This is a genomic window from Haloferax sp. YSSS75, from assembly GCF_046764215.1.
GTDB lineage: Archaea > Halobacteriota > Halobacteria > Halobacteriales > Haloferacaceae > Haloferax.
The window spans coordinates 221,329-241,901 of sequence record NZ_CP177206.1 but is presented as its reverse complement, the minus strand read 5'-3'; the positions used below and the strand labels follow the sequence as shown (position 1 = coordinate 241,901).

General features: G+C 63.9%; 21 protein-coding genes. 9 read left to right on the top strand and 12 right to left on the bottom strand.

What is annotated here, in order from left to right; genetic code table 11:
• Nucleotides 1-119 precede the first annotated feature (119 nt).
• Together ACK3R5_RS01325 and ACK3R5_RS01320 are read left to right on the top strand one after the other, a co-directional pair.
• The gene (locus tag ACK3R5_RS01325; protein ID WP_411965277.1) at nucleotides 120-1,970 is read left to right on the top strand and encodes a UvrD-helicase domain-containing protein; all 1,851 of its coding nucleotides are present in this window, start codon (nucleotides 120-122) and stop codon (nucleotides 1,968-1,970) included.
• A gap of 5 nt (nucleotides 1,971-1,975) precedes the next feature.
• The gene (locus tag ACK3R5_RS01320) at nucleotides 1,976-3,085 is read left to right on the top strand and encodes a M24 family metallopeptidase (RefSeq protein ID WP_411967807.1); all 1,110 of its coding nucleotides are present in this window, start codon (nucleotides 1,976-1,978) and stop codon (nucleotides 3,083-3,085) included.
• A 15-nt stretch (nucleotides 3,086-3,100) separates the two neighbouring features.
• On the opposite strand, the gene ACK3R5_RS01315 is transcribed toward ACK3R5_RS01320, so the two are convergent.
• Entirely contained in the window at nucleotides 3,101-3,343 is a 243-nt protein-coding gene (locus tag ACK3R5_RS01315) for a hypothetical protein (RefSeq protein ID WP_411965275.1), read from the bottom strand.
• Nucleotides 3,344-3,468: 125 nt separating this feature from the next.
• Here ACK3R5_RS01315 and ACK3R5_RS01310 point away from each other — a divergent pair, with 125 nt between their 5' ends.
• Nucleotides 3,469-5,304, top strand: coding sequence for an SLC13 family permease (locus ACK3R5_RS01310; protein ID WP_411967806.1), 1,836 nt, complete (start codon nucleotides 3,469-3,471; stop codon nucleotides 5,302-5,304).
• A 10-nt stretch (nucleotides 5,305-5,314) separates the two neighbouring features.
• Here ACK3R5_RS01310 and ACK3R5_RS01305 read toward each other — a convergent pair whose 3' ends face one another.
• Complete coding sequence (locus ACK3R5_RS01305; protein ID WP_411967805.1) at nucleotides 5,315-6,061, bottom strand: DUF502 domain-containing protein; 747 nt, start codon at nucleotides 6,059-6,061, stop codon at nucleotides 5,315-5,317.
• A 114-nt stretch (nucleotides 6,062-6,175) separates the two neighbouring features.
• Between ACK3R5_RS01305 and ACK3R5_RS01300 the strand changes: the two genes are divergently transcribed.
• Nucleotides 6,176-6,832, top strand: a complete 657-nt coding sequence (locus ACK3R5_RS01300; protein WP_411967804.1) for a riboflavin synthase — start codon at nucleotides 6,176-6,178, stop codon at nucleotides 6,830-6,832.
• 12 nt (nucleotides 6,833-6,844) lie between these two features.
• Here ACK3R5_RS01300 and ACK3R5_RS01295 read toward each other — a convergent pair whose 3' ends face one another.
• Complete coding sequence (locus tag ACK3R5_RS01295; protein ID WP_411967803.1) at nucleotides 6,845-7,888, bottom strand: PrsW family intramembrane metalloprotease; 1,044 nt, start codon at nucleotides 7,886-7,888, stop codon at nucleotides 6,845-6,847.
• 100 nt (nucleotides 7,889-7,988) lie between these two features.
• Between ACK3R5_RS01295 and ACK3R5_RS01290 the strand changes: the two genes are divergently transcribed.
• Both ACK3R5_RS01290 and ACK3R5_RS01285 read left to right on the top strand, forming a co-directional pair.
• Nucleotides 7,989-8,363, top strand: a complete 375-nt coding sequence (locus tag ACK3R5_RS01290; RefSeq protein ID WP_411967802.1) for a hypothetical protein — start codon at nucleotides 7,989-7,991, stop codon at nucleotides 8,361-8,363.
• Nucleotides 8,360-9,766, top strand: coding sequence for a DUF402 domain-containing protein (locus tag ACK3R5_RS01285; protein WP_411967801.1), 1,407 nt, complete (start codon nucleotides 8,360-8,362; stop codon nucleotides 9,764-9,766). The genes ACK3R5_RS01290 and ACK3R5_RS01285 overlap by 4 nt, the downstream gene beginning before the upstream one ends.
• 125 nt (nucleotides 9,767-9,891) lie before the next feature.
• Here ACK3R5_RS01285 and ACK3R5_RS01280 read toward each other — a convergent pair whose 3' ends face one another.
• The 7 genes from ACK3R5_RS01280 to ACK3R5_RS01250 all read right to left on the bottom strand — a co-directional run bounded on the left by ACK3R5_RS01280 (nucleotide 9,892) and on the right by ACK3R5_RS01250 (nucleotide 16,180).
• Nucleotides 9,892-10,224, bottom strand: coding sequence for a NifU family protein (locus ACK3R5_RS01280; protein ID WP_411965268.1), 333 nt, complete (start codon nucleotides 10,222-10,224; stop codon nucleotides 9,892-9,894).
• A 94-nt stretch (nucleotides 10,225-10,318) separates the two neighbouring features.
• Nucleotides 10,319-11,770, bottom strand: coding sequence for an LVIVD repeat-containing protein (locus tag ACK3R5_RS01275; protein WP_411967800.1), 1,452 nt, complete (start codon nucleotides 11,768-11,770; stop codon nucleotides 10,319-10,321).
• Nucleotides 11,771-12,272: 502 nt separating this feature from the next.
• Nucleotides 12,273-13,241, bottom strand: coding sequence for an ROK family protein (locus tag ACK3R5_RS01270; protein ID WP_411965266.1), 969 nt, complete (start codon nucleotides 13,239-13,241; stop codon nucleotides 12,273-12,275).
• A gap of 98 nt (nucleotides 13,242-13,339) precedes the next feature.
• Entirely contained in the window at nucleotides 13,340-14,020 is a 681-nt protein-coding gene (locus ACK3R5_RS01265; RefSeq protein ID WP_411967799.1) for a TIGR00266 family protein, read from the bottom strand.
• 69 nt (nucleotides 14,021-14,089) lie between these two features.
• Complete coding sequence (locus ACK3R5_RS01260; protein ID WP_411965264.1) at nucleotides 14,090-14,548, bottom strand: universal stress protein; 459 nt, start codon at nucleotides 14,546-14,548, stop codon at nucleotides 14,090-14,092.
• Between the two features lie 206 nt (nucleotides 14,549-14,754).
• Nucleotides 14,755-15,135, bottom strand: a complete 381-nt coding sequence (locus ACK3R5_RS01255) for a DUF5611 family protein (RefSeq protein WP_411965263.1) — start codon at nucleotides 15,133-15,135, stop codon at nucleotides 14,755-14,757.
• 70 nt (nucleotides 15,136-15,205) lie between these two features.
• Nucleotides 15,206-16,180 (bottom strand): hypothetical protein, encoded by a 975-nt coding sequence (locus tag ACK3R5_RS01250; protein WP_411965262.1) that lies wholly within the window; start codon nucleotides 16,178-16,180, stop codon nucleotides 15,206-15,208.
• Between the two features lie 104 nt (nucleotides 16,181-16,284).
• Here ACK3R5_RS01250 and ACK3R5_RS01245 point away from each other — a divergent pair, with 104 nt between their 5' ends.
• The 3 genes from ACK3R5_RS01245 (at nucleotide 16,285) to ACK3R5_RS01235 (ending at nucleotide 18,229) form a co-directional block, all read left to right on the top strand.
• Nucleotides 16,285-16,584, top strand: a complete 300-nt coding sequence (locus ACK3R5_RS01245; protein ID WP_411965261.1) for a DUF6432 family protein — start codon at nucleotides 16,285-16,287, stop codon at nucleotides 16,582-16,584.
• 72 nt (nucleotides 16,585-16,656) lie between these two features.
• Complete coding sequence (locus ACK3R5_RS01240; protein ID WP_411967798.1) at nucleotides 16,657-17,772, top strand: aminomethyltransferase family protein; 1,116 nt, start codon at nucleotides 16,657-16,659, stop codon at nucleotides 17,770-17,772.
• A gap of 238 nt (nucleotides 17,773-18,010) precedes the next feature.
• On the top strand, nucleotides 18,011-18,229 hold the full coding sequence (locus tag ACK3R5_RS01235; protein ID WP_411967797.1) for a hypothetical protein: 219 nt from the start codon (nucleotides 18,011-18,013) through the stop codon (nucleotides 18,227-18,229).
• Between the two features lie 170 nt (nucleotides 18,230-18,399).
• Here ACK3R5_RS01235 and ACK3R5_RS01230 read toward each other — a convergent pair whose 3' ends face one another.
• On the bottom strand, nucleotides 18,400-19,482 hold the full coding sequence (locus ACK3R5_RS01230; protein WP_411967796.1) for a geranylgeranyl reductase family protein: 1,083 nt from the start codon (nucleotides 19,480-19,482) through the stop codon (nucleotides 18,400-18,402).
• 73 nt (nucleotides 19,483-19,555) lie between these two features.
• Nucleotides 19,556-20,548 (bottom strand): WD40/YVTN/BNR-like repeat-containing protein, encoded by a 993-nt coding sequence (locus ACK3R5_RS01225; RefSeq protein WP_411967795.1) that lies wholly within the window; start codon nucleotides 20,546-20,548, stop codon nucleotides 19,556-19,558.
• Nucleotides 20,549-20,573 lie beyond the last annotated feature (25 nt).

Here is a 20,573-nt window from a genome sequence, read left to right as displayed (position 1 = left end):
GTTCTCGACGTACCCATCAGGGTGCGCTGCGAACGCCCGGCACACTGAATCGGTTCCGGGCGCGTTCGCCCTCGTTGGAAGCACGCCGTTTATCACCGATAAGGCCGTGAACGTGCACAATGAGCGAATCCGACGTGACCGTCACCCGACTATTCGGGGGTCCCGGGAGCGGGAAGACGACGGCCCTACTCGACAGGGTCGAAGCGATTCTCGAACAGGACGACGTTACCATCCGCGACATTCTCGTCGTCTCGTACACCCGGGCAGCAGCGTCCGAGGTCCGTGACCGACTCGCAGAGCGACTCGACATCAATCCTCGTTCGCTGAAGGGGAACGTCTCGACGATGCACGCGAAGGCGTACGAACTGCTGGACCTCTCGCGAAACGACGTCGTCGGCGAGAAAGACAAACAGGAGTTCTGTGAGGACTACGGCCTCGAGTTCCAAGACGAGTACAGTGGTGCTGGTCGCCGGACTGCCCGGTCGACCACCATCGGGAACAAGATTATCGCGACGAGTCAGTGGTTACAGCGAACTCGCCGCGACGTCGCCGACTGGTACGACGTCCCCTTCCAGTGGAACGTCGAAGAAGTCCGTCTCCCACCGGAGATAGACCCGAACGCACAGGAAGGCAACAAGTACACGCCGACGTGGCCCTCCGACGACGAGCGAATCGACATCCCCGAGGCCATCCGTGCGTGGCGCGCCTACAAAGGAGAACACGGCCTCGTCGGATTCGCAGACATGCTCGAACGGGTCAAGCAACGCGCGCTCGTCCCCAACGTCGATTACCTCGTCATCGACGAGTTCCAGGACATCACCACACTCCAGTACGACGTGTACGAGGAGTGGAAACCGCACATGAAGGGCGTCCTCATCGCCGGCGACGACGACCAGGTCGTCTACGCGTGGCAGGGTGCAGACCCAAACCTGCTCCTCGACGCCGAGCGTGACAACGACGAGGTGTTGCCCAACTCCTACCGCCTCCCGTCGAACGTCCTCAACGTCGTCAACCGCGAGATTCGACACATCGAGAAGCGACAGGAGAAGGACCTCAAACCCCGCAAAGAAGGCGGGGCCGTCGAAGCAGTCGAGAGTCCGTCGATGCTCGAACTCGCCCGGAACGTCCGCTACACCGTCGAACAAGACGACGGGACCATCATGGTGCTGTTCCGCGCTCGCTACCAGATGTTCCAGTTCATCGACGAGTTCCTGCCGTCCGGTATCCCCTTCTCGACGCTCACCGACCAGCGCATGTGGACCGACCGTCTCACCCAGTACGTCCGCGCCGTCGAGGCCATGGAGGCCGAAGAACCGGTCGATGGGTTGCAAGCCCGTCGTCTCGCGGACATGCTGCAAGACTCCGCGTTCGGAACGAACGACCGAGACGAACTGTTCGATGCTATCGACGAACGACAGGAAGAGACGGGCGTCGACGACATCACCGAACTCGAGTTCACGCCGAAGGAAATCAAGAACTTCGCGCCCTTTGCCCCCAACGGAAGCGCCGCCTCGGACATGGTCCGCAAGGTGACGAGCTTCCAGCGGAAGTCCGTCAAAGCGTACTTCTCCGGCGACTACGAGGGCATGGACCCCAACCGCGTCCGCGTCGGCACCATTCACTCCGCGAAGGGTCGTGAAGCAGACCACGTCTTCATGGCGACGGATCTGACCGAGAAGGTGGTCGAACAGATGGCCGCCTCTGTCTCCGAGGAAGAACTCGAAGCCCGCGGTATCGAGGAGTTCACCTCCGCGACGAGCCCCGTCCCGCTCATCACGGACAACGAGCGCCGCGTCTTCTACGTCGGGATGTCGCGCGCCCGTGAGCGCCTCATCATCCTCGAGAACCTCGTCAGCGGGGCCCCGACGCTGCCCATCAGCGTCCTCCTCCACAACGAGATTCGCGACGAAGACACGCAGGAACTCGTCGCGGCGGCGCAGGAACCGCCTGCACCCGAACCAGAGGCGTAACTGCCGTGTCGTTCGGTCCCCGCGCGAGCGACGCCATCGACGCCGCCATCGACGCCGCAGGCGCGGTTGGGTTCGTCACCGTCTGCCGCGGGGACGACCCTACGAGCGGCTATCTGACCGGCCTCGACGTCGAGTTCGACGTCGTCTACGTCCGTCTGCCCGGTGAGACGCATCTTCGCGTCCCCGCGACGGTAGACGTTCCCGACGTGCCCGTCGCGTCGATTCGCGTAGACGACAGCCCGGCAGGGATGGCCGCAGCAGCAGTCCTCGCAGACGGCGCGCCGACGGGAACTGTCCTCACGCCGCAGACGGTTCCCCACGACGCCGCACTCCATCTCGAATCGGCGGGCTACGACCTGTCGTCTACGACGGTGGTGCGAGACGCACGTGCCACGAAAGACGAAGACGAGCACGGTGCTATCGAAGCGGTCCAACGGGCCGCGACGCGGGCCATCAGAACTGCGGCCGTCATCCTCGACGATGCGTCTGTCGAAGACGAGACACTCGTGTGGGGTGACGCCCCGCTTTCGACTGAGCGCCTCCGGCGGCAGATGAACGCGACGCTCGCCATCGAAGGTGTCGATACCGCAGGCGCGACGACAGTGACGGCGGGCACCCGTGGGAGAGACGGCGACGCAGTCGAACTCGTTCCGGGCGAACCAATCGTCGTCTCCGTGTCACCCCGCGGCCCGAACGGCTATCGTGGCGCACTCGCTCGAACGTTCGTCGTCGACGCCGACGGCGGGTGGGAACGCCGGGCGAACGTGGCCTGCGACGCCGCCCGCGACGTGGCGCTCGTGGAAGCGAATCCGGGTGCAGACGCCGGATTCGTCGGCAGCGAGATTCGCGCCGAGACGGCCGCATTTGGCTTCGCGATGGACAGTGAGGTGACGAGAGACGTCGGCGGCGGTATCGGCCTGTCCGCCAGAGAGGCCCCACCACTCGACGGCGATGCCGAACTCGTCGCCGGAAACGTCCTCAAAATTCGTGCGGCGATTACACACCCGGACCACGGAGACGTCGAACTGGTCGACGTCCTCGTCGTCGGCGACGACGGGCCCCGCTATCTCGCCGACGCGCCGACCGGTCTGGAACCGTCTCGCTGGACCGACTGACGTCCCAAGAGCGCGTCACTCCTCTTCGTCTGGGTCTTTCGCGACGCCGCCGGCGACTTTTTCCGCGGCAATCGTCGGAATGTCCTGTGGCATGGTGAGATACTTCGGGAGGGCGACCATGAGGACGGCCAGTGCGAGCATCCCCGCACCGAAGGCAGTCCTGCCGTCCGCGAGGAGTGTCAGGCCGAAGATGCCGAGCGGGAGCGCGAAGATGAGTGACGCCCCGAGGCCGAGCATTTCCAAGATTCCGAGTCGCATCGAGCGCGGATAGTCCACGAGTAGACAAAAGACTCGCGGCATCGCCGCCGTGCGGCGGAAGACTCCCTTGTTTTCGGAATATTCAGTCAGGCAACCATTAAGCCGTCTCCGATTCGACCCTTCGCATGGTCACGGTTACGACTGGCATGCTCGTCGTCTTCGCCCTCGTGGTCGTCACGATGTTCCTCTTCGTGACGGAGACGGCACCGCCGGACGTGACCGCAATCGGCGTCATCGTCGCGCTGGTCGTCCTCGAACCGTGGACGCAAGTCGACCTCCAGACCGGTCTCTCGGGCTTTTCGAACGCCGCGACTATCACCATCCTCGCGATGTACGCGCTTAGCGAGGGCGTCCGCCAGACTGGCGCGATTCGAACGCTTGGCAACGCAATCTCCCAGTTCGCACACGGCAGCGAGAGTCGACTCCTCGCTGCCGTCGTCGGCCTCACCGGTCCCATCGCGGGCGTCGTCAACAACACGCCGGTGGTGGCGGTGTTCATCCCGATGGTCGCAGAACTCGCAGACCAGATGCGCGTCTCGCCGTCGAAACTCCTCATCCCGCTCTCGTACGCGTCGATGCTCGGCGGGACACTCACGCTCATCGGAACCGCGACGAACCTCGTCGCGAGTGAGGCGTACGCCGCCGCGACGGGTAACCCCCCGTTTTCGATGTTCGTGTTCACGCCACTGGGTATCGTCGTCTTTCTCGTCGGCGCAGTCTACCTGTTGACCGTCGCACCCAGACTCCTCCCCGAGCGAATCGAACCGGGGAACCGGACGGCCAGTTACGGTGTCCAACCGTTTCTCGCCCGCGTGCTCGTCCCCTCGCGGTCACCACTCGTCGGCAATCCGGCGCGAGACGTCGCCGACGACGCACACCGTGACCTGAACATCGACATCCTCGACGTGCTCCGCGGCGACACCCACTTCATCGCGAGCGAAACCGACCGCGATATCGACGGGCGCGACATGCTCACCGTCCGCGGCGACCCGGAGAAGATTCAGCAGTTCTGCCAACTCGCAGACCTTCGATACCTCCCCCGGGCGGCGGTCACCGACTTCGAACTCGACCAACCAGACCGCGTCGCACTCGTCGAACTCGTCGTCCCGAGGGAGTCGGGACTCGTCGGCGACACGATTGGCGAGACACGCCTCCGCGAGCGATACGACGCGACGGTGCTCGCAGTTCGCCGGCGCGGTGGTGACCTCATCCGCGAACACTTCCGGGACGTCGAACTGCACGCCGGTGACTCGTTGCTCCTCCAGACGACCCAAGAGACGGCCCAGTACCTCGGCGAGACGGACGACTTCATCGTGACGAGCGAGATTGCCGAAGAGGTGATGGAACAGAACGGAGCGCTGTCAACGACGGCACTCCGAGCGTTCGCTATCGTCGCGGCGGTCATCGGGTTAGCCGCACTCGGCGCCGTCCCCATCGCGATTGCCGCACTCGGCGGCGTCGTCGCGATGGTGGCGACAGACTGCCTCTCGCCCAGTGATGCCTACGACGCGGTGAGTTGGAACGTCATCTTCCTCCTCGCCGGCGTGATTCCGCTCGGACGTGCACTCCAGTTGACCGGCGGCGTCGCGCTCATCGCAGACCTGGTCGGACAGGCCACTGCGTTCCTCCCGGTGATCGCCGTCCTCGCGGCGTTCTACCTGCTCACGGGACTCTTGGCCAACGTCATCACGCCCGTCGCCAGCGTCGTCCTCGTCGTCCCCATCGCCATCGACACCGCACAGCAACTCGGTGCCGACCCGTTCGGTTTCGCCATCGCCGTCACCTTCGCCGGGAGTACGGCGTTCATGACACCCATCGGCTACCAGACGAACCTCATGGTGTACGGACCGGGAGGCTACCGCTTTACCGACTACCTTCGCGTGGGCGGGCCACTTCAGATGCTCCTCACCGTGGTCACGACACTCGGAATCGTCCTCTTTTGGGGGCCCTTGACCGGCTAACGAAGGTTGCTCACTCTGCACCCTTCTTGGTCGTGTTCGAACCGTACGCCGAGTCGACACTCCCGTCGGGAGCGTCGGCGCTGACTCCGTTTTCTGGTGAGTATGCGGCCGGGCCCTCCGGGAGCGTCTCTGGGTCGTCGACGCTCAAGCCCGTCGTGACGAGGAGGCGTAGGCCACGACGAACCGGCATGTCGAGTTCGCGAATTTCGTCTCCCGGGAGCATGACGAGTGCGCCAGCGGTCGGATTTGGACTGTTGGGGACGAACACGGTGTACAGGTCGTCGTCGGTCGCTTTCGACACCGACGTGGGTGCCTCGTTGGTGACGAATCCGATAGAGAACAGACCCTCACGAGGGAATTCGACGAGAACGACACGGTCGTACCCGGCGGCCGGTTCGGTGAGCGACTCGGAGACCTGTCGAACACCGAAGTAGATGGTTCGGACGAGCGGGAAGAGTCCGACACCCCGCTCGAAGCTCCCGAAGAGACGCTGCCCGATACTCATCGACGCGAGGTACCCGATGAGCGCGATGGTCACCGCGATGATGAGCGCCGCGAGTATCTGCGAGATGAAGACGATATCTCCCGAGTAGTTGAGTGCCTCGGCGAGGAAGGGGTTTATCTCTCTGACCAGCGGCCGAAGTGCCGCAGCGATGCGGTTGAACAGGAACTGGAGGACGAACACGGTGACGGCGAGCGGCGCGACGAGAATGAGACCCGTGACGAAACTACTTCGAAGCCGAGCGAGCACGTCCATAGAGGTTCTGAGTACGACGGGGACTAAATTGTATGGGGCGACGAGAAGCGTCACGAATTCGTGACGGTAGACAGAAACGGTAGCCATTAACCGGTCCCACTCGAAGCCGTCGATATGTTCACTGGTATCGTGGAGGGGCCGGGCGAAATCGTCGGTGTGACTGACTCCGAAGGTGGTTTCTCCGCAGGAGAAATCACGTCGGATGAGTCGTCCGACGGTGGTCGCCGCCTCCGCATCCGTACCGACCTCGCGTTCGACGACCTCCACCACGGCCAGTCTATCGCCGTCTCCGGCGTCTGTCTGACCGTCGAGGAGTACGGCGACGACTGGTTCGAAGTCTTCCTCGCCGCCGAAACCGTCGAGAAGACGTATCTCGGAACTGTCGAGGTGGGCGACATCGTCAACCTCGAACGCGCACTCGCGGCGAGCGACCGGTTCGACGGACACATCGTGCAAGGTCACGTCGATGGCACGGCCACGGTTACCGAAATCGAGCAGGTCGGCGACGACTGGTTCTTCGAGTTCGACCTCCCCGAGTCGCTGGCGAAGTACGTCGTCCAGAAGGGGTCCGTCTGTCTCGATGGCATCAGTCTCACCGTCGCCGACCGACGCGACGACTCGTTCGCTGTCGCCATCATCCCGACCACCTACGACCTGACGACGCTCTCCGAGAAGGACGTCGGCGACCCGGTTCACGTCGAAGTCGACGTCGTCGCGAAGTACGTCGAGTCGATGCTCGACGGCTACACCGACAGATTACTCACAGAGTAAGCGACGCCGCCGTCAGTCCTCGAATTCGGTCGCTTCCGAGGGGAACGACGACGCCGGTGGGCCCGGTTCGGTGGCCTCGTGGTAGGCGGTGCTGTACCGACGAATCTTCCCGATGAGGTAGAGGCCGAAGATGCCGTCGTAGATGATGACGAAGACGAGGAACGCCGGGAGTGCGGTGAGTCCCGTCAGCGACGAGATGATGGCCGCACCGATACCGACCGTCGAGTTGTACGTCGCGTGGACGAGCGAGGCGAGGATGAGACCCTTGATGACGATTGGACCGGCGTTCTTCTTGTTGAACTTCGCGAGGCCGAGGTAGTAACCCGCGATAGCGGAGTAGATGACGTGGCCCGGCCCAGCGAGTGCGCGAACTGCCGTGATGGTACCGCCAGCACCGATAATCGCGGCACCGTCGGCGACGCCGACGTCGAGTCCCGACGACATGAGGTTCCGCGTGATGTACAGTGCGTTCTCGATAGTCGCGAATCCGAGGCCGGCCATCGCACCGTAGACGGCACCGTCGACGACGGCATTGAAACTATTGTGTGAGTAGGCGTACAGTCTGACCGCGAGCAGTTTCACCGTCTCCTCGACTGGCCCGACGACGAGGAAGTAGAAGATTATCGACCCGAAGAAGCCGATACTGAGCGACAGTTCGGTGGCAATCGTCTGTCCGACGTTGCTCATGAGCGAGTTGAGAATCGCCGCGAACGTCGCCGTGAGCACGCCGAGGAGGAACGTCACGACGAGCATCGACAGTGGTTCGCTGTCAGTGACGTCGGTGTAGTAGACGTAGCCCGCGAGGCCGAGTGCTGGCAAGGCCGACAGGAGCGTGAGCGCTCCGATTTGCGGGTCGGTGATAGCCGAGAGGCCACCGATGGCCACGAGGATGAAGAACGCCGCGAGGATGACCACCACACGAGTGGACGCGACCAGCAGACGATACAGTGCGACTGCGAGGCCATCGACGGAGGTTCGCTCTTCCCACGTCGCGATGTCGTAGAGGTCAGTCGAGCCATCGGCGGCGCGTTCGACCGGGTCTCGTCTCTGGTCCATCGTCTGCCGTATCACCTGCACGACGGGTAATTCCTTCGGCGCGGGGGTGGCGTCGTGCCCGAACGAGTGAAGTTAAAACCTCCACGCCGAAAAGCCGGACATGCACTTCGACCCCCGCGAACAGGCGGCGCTCCGAGCGGTTGGCCTCGATACCGAGGAGCTTCGAGAAGCGTCCGAACGCGTCCGCGCGGCCGTCGAAGAAGACGCCGAGGGTCTCGCGGCGTTCTTCGGTGACGGCGGAACGTTCTACTCGGACATGGAGATGGCCCACAGCGCCAGCGACGTCCAGGAACACACGGTCGACCACGTCGATATCTACACCCACGGTGCGTCCCTCCGCGGATATCTCAAGTTCGACTCGTGGGGCGTCCCCATCGAAGGTGGCCGCGTCCTCTCCGAAACGACGGTCGAACTCACACTCGGACCGACCGTCGACGGGCGCGTGAAGTTCGCACGAAGCGCAGACGACCTATGAAGGTTCGCGTCCGAGGCATCTACACCACCGCACTGACGCGGTTGTTCCTCGACGCCGGCCACGACGTGGTACAGGCGTCCGGGCCGATTCGAGAACGGTTCGACGCCGACTTCGAATCCGCCGACCACGACGTGGCCGTCGAGACGACCCGCGACCGGCAGGGCGTCGGTGTCTCTGGAACACCTGAGGCGGTTGCGACGGCAACCGACCACCTTCGTGACCTCGCCCTCGACACGTTCGACTGGGAGGACCCCGCTCCGACCGGCGCAGTGTTCGACGCTCGCGTGACCGAGACACTGGGAAGCGGCGCACTCTGTGACCTCGGTGCAACCGAGGGCTACCTCTCGTACGGCGACGTCGACGGCCACGTCGAAGTCGGTGACGAGGTTCGAGTGCAAGTCTCCGACTCGGCCCCGCCGTGGGCCGACCGACGCCCCGAACTGACGGGCGATATCCGCGCTCTCGCCGGTCTCGCGACGCTCGAACCGGATTCGGAGGGCGTCCGCGTGGACACCCGCGACGAAGCGGCCGCCAGAGAACTCGCCGGGATGACCGACCTCCTCGGCGGCGACCCACCTGATGGGTGGGGAATCCGCTGGCACCGCGACGCCGTCGACGCCGACATGGGCGCGCTGAACGACGCACTCGACCGAGCGGCGGCCATCGCTGCCGAACTCGATGCGGTCCTCGACGACCCGGTAGATGCACCCCGGGTCGTCGCGTCTCCGACGGCGACGAATTGGCTGTGGTTCGGGCGCGAGACGCGGTTCGAACTCGACGAACACCGTCGCGCTGTCGAGACGACGATGCCCGGCCACCACCGCACCAAGGCCGCCTCCTCGAAGGCGTCTGCCGGTGTGGACCTCGCAGAGGCACTCTGTGAGTCGGCCGGGGAGGGCGAGTTCCCGTTCGACGTGGTGACGGCCCAGTTCGGCCCCCTCGAAGGCGACGACGTGGGCATCGGCCACGGGAAACCCGATGGACGACTCATCGAACTCGGGTCGGGTGAAGTCACCGCACGAGACGGCGACGGTACCATCGAAATTCGCCGGCAGATGAGTGGTGGCGGCACCTACGACGCCCTCGGCGTCGAACGCGAGTCGGGCGACGTCGCGGTGACGAAGTTCCGCGAAGGACGCTGGTGGTATCCGACGGTCTACCGCGATTCTGAAGGACAGGTCAAAGGCACCTACGTCAACATCTGTACGCCAGTCGAGTGTTTCCCCAAGCAGGTTCGGTACGTGGACCTGCACGTCGACGTGGTGAAACACACCGATGGAACAGTTGAGCGCGTGGACGACGACGAGTTAGACGAAGCAGTCGAGGCCGGCAACATCTCCGAAGAACTGGCCGAAAAAGCCCGGTCGGTGGCGTCTAGTCTGGAGTCGGCGCTGTCCAGTTAGGCGTAACAGCTTTGGAAGACGCCGAGGTTACTGACCGAACTGAGCGGAGTGAGGTTCGGCCTTTTTTCCTCCAGGTTTTTACGGTGAGCGGGTCGCGTAGCGACCCCGAACCGTAAAAAAGTGGGTCAGAAGTGCCCGGGTCCTTCGCCACCGTACTGCAACTCGCCGCCGCGGCCACCTTCGACAGTGCTGCTCCCGTGGTCACCCGAACTGGGGACTTTCACCTGCACGTCTTCTATCTCCGGGAACTCCATGATGAGGTCCGACTGGATGTTCTGGGCGGTGACGTTGCTGATGCCGCACCCCGCGCACGCCCCCCCGAGTTCGACGACGACTTCTCCCGACTCCGCGTCGGCCTTGCGCACGACGCTGTTGCCGCCGTGCATCTGGATAATCGGCATCTGACCGACCATCCACGTCTCGACACGCTCTTTCAGGCTCTCCGACTCGTCGCTCATATCGTCACTGTTCGGGACCCATGAATTAGAATGGAACGGTTCTCCCCACGTATCGACGGGCGAGAGAAAGCCTGTCTCGGTCGTTCGTGATAGTTTACTCGCGCTGTTGCCGAGCACGACGGCGGTACAACCACCCAGCGGCACCGAACGCGGCGGCACCGACGCCGATGCCGAATCCCGGAACGTCAGCTCTGGAGGCGGTATCCGTCGTAGTCGTCTCAGTCTCGCGGGCAGTCGTCTGTGTCGCCGTCGAGTCGGGTGTGGCCTCCGTGTCGAGCGCCGGTGAGTCTCGTTGTTCGCCCGCGTGGTCCGGGAAGGTGTAGAGCGCGGGCGACACGTCATCGACACCCCAACTCGACGCGACGAAGACGCCCTCGTCGGCGAACGGATAGGCGTACTGGGCGGCCCAGAAACTCGCCCGTTCCGGGTCGCGCCACCACGAGAGTTCGACCGGATTCGACGGGTCCGAGACGTCGTGTCGTTTGACACCGCCGCGATACCACGACGAGTAGAGGAACCCGTCGTGGAAGTCGAAGTTGTGTGCAGTCGTCCAGACGCCCCCAATCGTCGGCGCGGGACTCGGAGGGGGGTCGATAGTCGAGAGACGTGTGGGACTCGCTGGATTCGAGATGTCCCACAGTTCGACACCGCTCGGACCGCCGACGAGTTCCGTCGTCTCGTCGTCCCTGGTGACTTCGATACCCCACGACTCGATGCCGATGCCGAGGAGGTCACCCGACTCGTCCGTCGCCGCAGAGTGGTGGTTCCCGGGCGGCGTCCGGCCCGTGGTTCGCTGTTGGTCCGCGGAGAGCGACGTGAGTTCTGCGGGGTCGCCAGCACCGACCGACCCCAACACCGACGGGTCGCCGGGGTCGGAGACGTCGACGAGCCACGTCCCGGCGTCCCACAGCGAGATGGCGGCGACGCCGTCTTGCACCCACACGTCGTGGACGGCCCGGACCCTCGTTGGAACGTCCGCCCATCGTTCGTCCGCCGAGACGACAGACCAGCGGCCGAGTTCGTCGCCCGTCTCGACGTCGAGGACGACCACCGGGTTCTCGTCGCCGTCGTTGGCGGTCAGATACGCTCGCCCGTCGGCAGCGAAGCAGTTGTGGATGGGGTAGTCCGTCTCGTGGAACGTCTGCTCTACGGGGGCCGCCGGGTCGGAGACGTCGACGACGAGCACGCCCGCCGGTGACCCGGGGAGTGGATTCGCTGGCCCGACGGCGAGGAGCGTTTCGCCGTCGAGTTTGACGTCGTAGATGTTTCGGAAGGGGCCATCGTCGTGGTCCGAGAGGAGTCCGCGTCGCTCTGCGAGGATGCGCGGCCGGTCGGGCGACGACACGTCGACGGTGACGTATCCGCTCGTCGCGGCGACGAACGCCGTCTTCCCGTCGGCGGAGAGGACCACCTCTTTGGCACCGTCGATGTCGACGGAGCCCAGTGGTTCGAACGGACCTGGATGGGCACCAGCGCGGCGAGACGTCCCGACAGCACCTGCCAGAAGGGTGCCACCAGTCACGCGGAGGAATTGACGGCGGTCCACACTGTTACTCGGGGTTCAGAGCTGAAAAATCGGACGGCGCTCCTCGGCGAGTGAGTTGGGCGCCCGAGAAGTAAAGAGACGCCGAGAGATGGGGAATCCGGGTGGGTGGGTGGGTGGTGGGAGATTCCCGCTCGGCGCTGTCAGCTAGCCGGTAGTGGTGGTGGGGGGTACCGGCTGAGTCCCGTTCGCAACTTCCGGTGGAACGCCCGTGCACCAATCGAGTCGGCGGGAACGGGGACGCCGACAGACGCACCCACGATGTGGGCACCGTCGGGTGCACGAACACGAGTTTTCAGAGGACCCATATAAGAGTACGCAACCGAATATCACACAAGATAACTGCCTCTGGATTCGAATATCAATCCGGTGACTGCACCGGGGTACGCGGTCACTGGTGATTCTCGCCGAGCGTAACTGCGAGGGCTTCTCGGTGTGGTATCGACAACTCGGGACGGTCAGTCGTCGGTCACTCTCGTGCCGTGGCTGGCGACACGTCTCGACCTTACAGTCGCGACCGGTCACCGGTTCCGCCGGTCATCGCGCTTGCAACTGCCCCCTCGACGACGACTTCGTCGCCGAGCGTCGTGAGTTGAATCTCCGGGATGTTCGACATCACCATGTCGCTCATCTTGTCGCGAATCGGGTCCAAAATCAGGTCGGGGTTGTTGAGTGCGACGGCCCCGCCGACGTAGATGATAAGCGGCGCGTACGCGTGGACGATGTTCGCCACACCCATCGCGTTCCAGTGGCCGACCTGGTGGATGACGTAGTCGGCGAAATCGTCGTCGCCGGCGTGTTCGAACACGTCGACGGCGGAGAAGTCGGGGTCGTCTACCGGAAGTGCCGTCTCGACCGGGTCTTCCTGGTGAAGTTCGCGTGCGTACTCCGGGATGTTGTTGCCGGAGCAGTATCCCTCCCAGTGGCCGTCGTGGCCACAACCACAGGTCATGAATCCGTTCGGGTCGAGTGTCATGTGGCCGACTTCGCCGGCGTTGCCGTCCCACCCGGAGATGACGTGGCCATCGACGCAGACGCCCGCACCGACACCGGAAGAGATAGTCAGATACACCATATCGTCGGGGTTCCGGTCGGAGTGGAACCGCTCGCCGATAACACCGGCGTTGGTGTCGTTGTGGAGGTACACGTCGTCCGTGTCCAAGAGGACCGAAATCGGGCCGGTCAGTGGAATCCGGTCGATGGTGTCTGGAAGGTTCGCCGGGTTCTCGACTGCGCCTTCGGCCAAGTCGAGCGGTCCGATTGCAGCGATTCCCGCCGCCACTGCTTCAGACGGTTCGATACCTGCCTCGTCACAGGCCCGGCGGACGACGCCGAGAACCGCCTCGGTGACGGCGATGCCAGTCGGTCCGCGAGGTGTTGTGTCATGGGCCTGTCCGATGATTTCTCCCTCGTCGTCGGCTACGACCGAGCGGACGTTCGTCGCCCCGAGGTCGACACCCACGTAGTACGCCATTGTGTCCATAGGGATGCGCACACCACTTAACTAAGCGGGATTTGCGCTGATTTACTCGCGGAGCGGTAGCGATTCCCACATCGGTATCAGACGAGCGTTCACTGTGACGAGGTGTTCGACGGAAGTTGGGGAATCAGCCACGAGAGGAACGAATCCATACTCCGCGACTGGAGCCAGACGGTCCCCGGTCCTGTGAACGTACAGACGAGTCCTTCGCCGCTGAAGAGCGTCGATTTGAGGCCGCCGACACGCTCGACGGTGAAGTTCGTCGTCCCGTCGAAGGCGACGATGTGGCCCGTGTCCACCGTGTAGCGTTCCCCGTCTTCGAGTTCGACTTCGTGGATAGCACCGTAACTCGACAGGAAACTGTCGCCGGTTCCCTCCAACTGCAGGAGGAACAGGCCTTCACTGCCGAAGAACGTCTTCGCGCCGCCGAAGGAGGTGTCGAGTTCGAGGTCCACGTCCGACGCGAGGTACGACCCGGACTGGACGTACAGTGTCTCGTCGTCGAGATGCTGGTGGACGATATCACCGGGGAGCGGCGGTGCGAACGAGACGTCGCCGGCCTGATTCGCCACGAAGGTGTTCTGGAAGAACGACTCACCGCCGAGGACGCTCCGCTTGAGCGACCCGAGGATGCCACCCCGTGCCTCCGTCTGGATATCGATGCCATCTGCGTAACTCACCATCGCCCCCGCTTCCGAACGAACCGACTCTCCCTGGTCGAGAGAGACTGTGAGGAGGGCAAACGATGGACGGTATTCGATGCTGTGGTCCATGGGGGTACCGACGCTCGGCACCGATATGTATGTAACCCCAGTGACGAGAACGAAACGCTGCGCGTCGAGTTACTTCGTGTCCGCGCGGACGAACGTCACGGGACAGGGCGATTCGAGCATGACCTCCTGTGCGAGACTGCCGAAGACGGCCTTCCCTGCCGGCGACCGTTTGCGACCACCGACGATGAGGCGGTCGGCATCGACGTCGCCTGCCAGTTCGACGAGTTTCTCCGCGTGGTCGCCGATGGGACCCCGCACCTCGAACGAGATGTTAGCGTCCTCTAACTCCTTGACGACGTCACGAACTATCGAGTGGCGGCGTGCCACGTCGTCGCCCGAGACTTCCTCGGCCGTTACGTCGAATTCGAGGTTGTCGAGTGCATCGTTGTACTCCTCTTTGGTGAAGACGTGACTGACGACGACGTGTGCACCGGTCGGTCCGGCGACGTCGATGGTCTCTTCGACGAGTCGGTCGACTCGGTCTGTGTCGCTCGCAGCGACACCGAGAACGATAGTTTCGATAGCCATGCCAGACCGTTCGTTCCCGCGTCACTTAACCGTGGCGAATGTTTACTCGGCTCCGAAAAAATATTTCTGCAGTCGCTCGTCGCCACTCACGTAAGGTGACAAGTGGTAGCAATATGTATGTTCCGTCGTCACACGGGGGCACGACAGCGAGAGCAGTCGCTCGCCGGTAGGGGGTCCGAGAGAAAGTCGAACGTCGTTCGACTGGTTCAGTAGTCCGGTGCGTCGTCTTCGACAGCACGCTTCATGGATTCGCGGCGCGACTTCGCGTCGCGACCCGTCGCTTCGAGCAGGAACTCGTTCTTGGCGCTGACAGCCTCACCCGCGGATTCGAGGTCCTCGGGGCCGAGTTCGGTCGGGTCTTGTTCTTCGAAGTTGACGGCAAGTTTGTCCTTCTTGCCGCTGTACTTGACAGCGCCGACGACGACGCGCTTGAACACGGGGTTCTTCGGTTCACCGACGACGTAGAGGTCGCTCCCTTTGAACTCCTCGGTGCCCGTGATGGGTCCGAAGTAGTCCTCGACGGTCGCTTTCATGTCCGGTATACGCTCTTCGAGCGTCTCCCCACGACGCATCTTGTACTCCTTCATGCGGCCACCTTCGTGAGGGGATGGTTTACCTGTTTCGTGACTCTCCGACGCCTGAAAGACCGTGACGCGGTCATGCTTGGCGCTCTGCGATATACCCTTTTCTACACTCGGGGCAGATGTCGCCCGCCCGCATCGACGACGCGGAGGCACCGCGCGAGTGTCCACAGTTCGGACAGTAGTACTCGATAGATTTGTCCGGCGTCTCGCTTCCGAGACTCGCCTCGTCCGCGCGCACGAACTCGTCTTCGCCGCCCGCTTCGATGAACTCGCCGTTCGAGGCGGACTCGACGGACCCCTCTCCTTCGGGTGTCAGACCGCCACCGAACGAGACGGAGACAGGTTCGCCGTCGTCGGGTTCCGCGTCCCATCCCTGGTCTTCACCGGACGCCTCGGGCCATGCACCGCGCTCTCGCGTCTGTTGGGTGGTGTCCTCGGAGTCCACCTCCGCGTCGGCGTCGATGAACTCCGCGTCGTCGGCGTCGGCACTGGGTTTAGGCACCGTATCCTCGGTATCGACGTCGTCCACCTGGTCCGGCCACTGCGTCCGGTCTCGCTGAACCTCGTCTTCGTCGTCGTCGTCGAGGATGATTGCGTCGTCCGTGACGTCGGGTTCGGCCTCCTCGTCTACCTCACCCGCAGTCGGGTGCTCCGGCGCCGACTGTGTCTCCGCCTCTGTCTCCGCTTCGACTTCGGCCTTGGTCTCCGGGTCGGGCGCAGTCTCGATTTCCGGTGCGCTCTCGGCCTCCTGTGTCCCCGAACTGGCACCGGGAGTCGGTTCGTCCGCGTCGTCTGTTCCCGGCCTCGGGTTCGCGGGTTCGAAGCCAGCGGCGGCAGTTTCGGCCTCCCCTTCCGTCATCCCGACTTCCTCTGGCGTCCGAATGGCAGTGACCTCCTTGTTCTCGCTTATGACCTGTTCACGACCACATCGGCTACACACCTGCAGTTCTTTGATGGACACGACCACCTCGTCACCGCGTTCCTCACGCTCCCGTTCCGTCTCGGGTTCTCCGTACGAGTGCCCGAGAAGACGGCAAGTAAGTCCCATTACGGGAGGATTCCGGGGTTCGGGAACAAAAATCTACCCCCTGACCGTCAGACGAATGTCAGACGGGCGGTACAGGTAAACGGGAGGCGAACGATGTATCGGCTATGAGAGCGAGGCGGGAGTATCGGAACCGCCGCGACATCGAAGTCGCGGTACTCGACGCGCTCGTCGACCGCCACGACGAAGGGATGACGGTATTCGAACTCCGAGCTGCCGTCGACGCCGACATCGACACCATCGAAGACGCGCTGTCGGCGTTGAAATCGGAGGGACTAATCGTGGTCGAGGAGGGACAACAGCGCGTCCTCATCCATCCAGACGAGCGAGTCGTGCCGGACCCGAGCGAAGAACCGACGAACGACGCATCGCTGTTTGACCGTCTCCGCGAACGCCTCGGCCTGTAGCGACGCGGCGACACCCCGGCAGCGTGACCGTGGAGTGTGAGGGTTTTACCCACCGAGACCAAACGGGGAGTCATGACACTCGTCGCCGGCATTCACGAGGCCCACGGCGCGACGTTCGAGACGCGCGGTGGAGTCGAGGTTGTCAGCCACTACGGCCGACCCGAGCGAACGCACCGTGCCGTCCGCAACGGTGTCGGAGTCATCGAACACGGATACGGCGTCGTCGCCGTCGAAGGCGAAGACCGAGTCGAGTACGTCGACAACGCCGTCACGAACACCGTTCCGGCCGACGACGGCCACGGCGTCTACGCGCTCCTCCTCGACCCGGACGGCCGTATCCAGACGGAGATGTACGTCTACAACGCGGGTGAGCGACTGCTCATCTTCACGCCGCCGGACCGCGCGGAACCACTCGTCGAGGAGTGGCGGTCCAAGACGTTCCTCCAGCGCGTCACGATTCGCGACGCCTCCGACGAGTTCGCCGTCTTCGGCGTCCACGGGTCGAAATCGACCGAGAAAGTAGCGAGTATCCTCTCGGGGGCGGGTGCACCCGAACCCGAACTCACCTTCGTCCGTGGGTCTATCGGCGGTGAGTACGGCGTGACGGTCATCGCGTCGGACAATCCGACCGGTGAGGAAGGGTACGAACTCATCTGTCGCGCCACGGACGCCGAAGACGTGTTCGAGGCCCTCCTCCTGTACGGCAACCCGGCGATTCCCGTCGGGTACCAGACGTGGGAGAGTCTCACCACCGAGGCCGGAACCCCCCTGTTCGAGTCGGAACTCCGTGGGAACGTCCCGAACGTCGTCGGCGTTCGCAACGCGCTCGACTTCGACAAAGGCTGTTTCGTCGGGCAGGAAATCGTCTCGAAGGTGGAAAACCGTGGCCGGCCATCACGTCGTCTCGTCGGCGTCCGCGCCGACGGACTCCCCGAGGAGGGACCCGACGCGTTCGCCGGTGCCGACGTCCTCGCCGACGGTGACGTCGTCGGGACTGTCACGCGTGCCGCCGTGAGCCCGATACTCGACGCACCAATCGGTTTCGCACTGGTCGAGTACGACGTCGGTACCGACGAACTCACCATCGACGTGGATGGCGAACGCCTCTCGGCCACCGTCGAGACGCTTCCGTTCGTCGAGGGGAGCGCCCGCTCGGCACGGATTCCGACGTACCCGGAGCCACAGTAGTTCCGACGTACCCGGAGTCACAGTAGTTCCGACGTACCCGGAGCCACAGTAGTTCCGACGTACCCGGAGCCACAGTAGTTCCGACGTACCCGGAGTCACAGTGGTCGATAGAACGGATTCGGGATTCAGTACCGTTCCAAAACTGGACCCGCGGACGGTATCGCCGTCTGCGAGTGTCCCTGGCCGCCCCAAAGAGATATACTGTCTATACTGTAACAGGTTCCTACGGTGGTCACACGTGAATCTCGAATCCATCTGGAAGCCGTTTGTGCTCTATACGTGTCTCCTCGGTCTACTCACGGTTGGAGGGGTGTATCTCGCGACACACTCGGGACTGTACATGCTCGTGGTAGCAGGCGGCGGACTGTTGCTCGTCGTTCTCGGTGGCGGTGCCGCAGGGCAGATGGGCGCCAGCAACGTCGAACACGCGGGCGAAAAGGGGGCGGAAATAGAGTAGCGTCGAACGCGGGTCTCTGGTCGCCCATGGAGACGGATACCTCACTTCGTCTCACCCTCCTGTTCTATGGACTCGGCGTGTTTCTGTGGAGCCTCGTCGTGTTGGGGACGTTGCGCGACACGCTCGTTTGAACGGGCTATCGTTCGAGCAGTCGGTCACTCGCCCGTCGGTCAGAGCAGTTTCTTCAGGTGCTCTCGTGAGAAGAACGAACTCGGCTTGTCCATGTGGACACCGATTTCGCCGGAGAGCGACCGTAGACCCACACGCTGGAGCCATTCGGGGAACGAGTAGCACTTGCGGATGAGGTGGCCGAGTCGAATCTCCGTCGAGAGTTCGTCGCGCCACGCCGTCTCGTAATCCGAGAGCGTCGCCGGGTCGTCTGGGTCGATGGACTCGACGGCGATGTCCGCGGCGGTCATCCCGTAGAGGATGCCACCGCCGGTGAACGGTTTCGTCTGCGCGGCGGCGTCACCGACGAGGAAGGCACGCCGCGTCGTGGTTCGCTCCGGCGGACCGATGGGTATCGCACCCGAGCAGAAGTGCTCCGTCTCGACGTCGTAGGTGTTCGTGAGCGTGTCGAACATCTCGTTTACTTCTGCGCCCGGTGGTGCCGCGAGGCCGTACTCGACGCCCGCGTCACCCCGGGGGATACGCCACGCGAAGAACCGCGGCACCGTGAGGTGAACGTCCACGAAGTCGCCGTGGTCCGGTTCGGGGTCGAACGCGAGGACGCCGTGGAGCGTCTCGGCGGGTTCCGGCAAGTCGAGTGACCGACGAACACGAGAAGTCGGCCCGTCGCATCCGGCGACCATCTTCGCGTCGAACTCGATGGTGCCGGACTCGCCGGCGACACTCACGGTCAGCGTGACTCGGTCGTCGTGTTCTTCGATGGCGGTGACGGTGTGACCGTCGCGGACGTCCGCGCCCGCCTCGCTGGCGGCGTCCGCGAGCGTCTTGTCGAGTTGGACGCGGTCGATGACGTTCGACACCTCCGTCTGCTTGTAGAACGGATAGGCCTTCGAGTTGGGGCCGCCCACGTGGAAGTCGGCACCGTAGATACGGTTCTGAAAGAGACGTTCTCGTGCCTCGTCGGGGACGTACTCCCAGATGTCGGTGCTGACGTGACCGGAACAGGCCAGCGGGGTTCCGACCTCACCTTTCTCTAAGGCGAGGACGTCGTATCCCTCGTCTGCTGCGCGGCGGGCGAACCGCGCGCCGGCAGGACCAACGCCGACGACGGCGAAATCGTACATACACGGGCGGTTGGGACGCCGGCCAATGAATCTTCTCGCTTTGGTCGGGACGTGATACGAAGTCGATATCGAACTACGCGACGACCGAGATTCCCGCTGCCGGCCGTCTCGTGTCTGACCACGGGACGTCGAGGCGTGTCCACGAATCGCCGAAGTCGGTCGTCCGGTAGAGGCCGTGGTCGTTCGCGGCGTAGCACTCTCCCCCCGCGACTCCGGTCGCCAAGACGGCACGGGTCGCACCGTCGCCGGTCGGCAATCCGGTGTCGTCGAGGCGTTCCCACGCGCCGTCACCGCGACGCCGGTAGAGATAGCTCTGCGCAGACCCGACGTTGTGGGCACGCATCGCACTCCACGCGGCGGTCAGGAGCACGGAATCGGGGTCCACAGGGTCGACGGCGACGCTCCAGCAGTACCCGTGGTCGAGACCCGCTGTCGGCGTCGTCCACGTCTCACCGCCATCGTCGCTCTCGGCGTAGCCATCGCCGGCGGCCCCCCAGACGTGTTCCGGTCGGTCGGGGTGGGTCGCCATCGAGTGCGTGTCTCGTTTGCTCGTCGGGACTCGGTCGAGCCACGTCTCGCCGCCGTCGAGTGAGCGAACCAACGCCCCCGCTTCGACGGCTGCGAAGAGTCTGTCCGGGTCCGACGGAGACAGTTCTATCCACCGGACGTGGTGGGTGTATGGACGAGGCGGGAACGCCCACCGTGACGACGACGGGAGGTCGGTCAGCCCCGGGCGTTCGGCCCACGTCGCACCGCCATCGGTCGAGCGAAACACCGCCGAAGGCTCGGTTCCGACGTACATCGTGTCCGGGTCTGCGGGCGAGATAGCGAGACTCGTCACCGACTCGGGCAGTGTGTCGCCACCGACCTGCTCCCACGTGTCGCCACCGTCTGTGGTTCGAAAGAGTCCGGCATCGAACGTTCCTGCGAAGGCACGGTCAGGGGCGCGCGCGTCGGCAGCGACGCACTCGATTCGATGCTCGTCGAGGCGGCGGCGCGTCTGTGGGTCGTCCGGCGAGCCAGAGACGGAGAGCACTGCACCGTCTGCTGCTGTGTAGAGTCGCATACAGTTCGTAGGCTCTCGGAGGAGA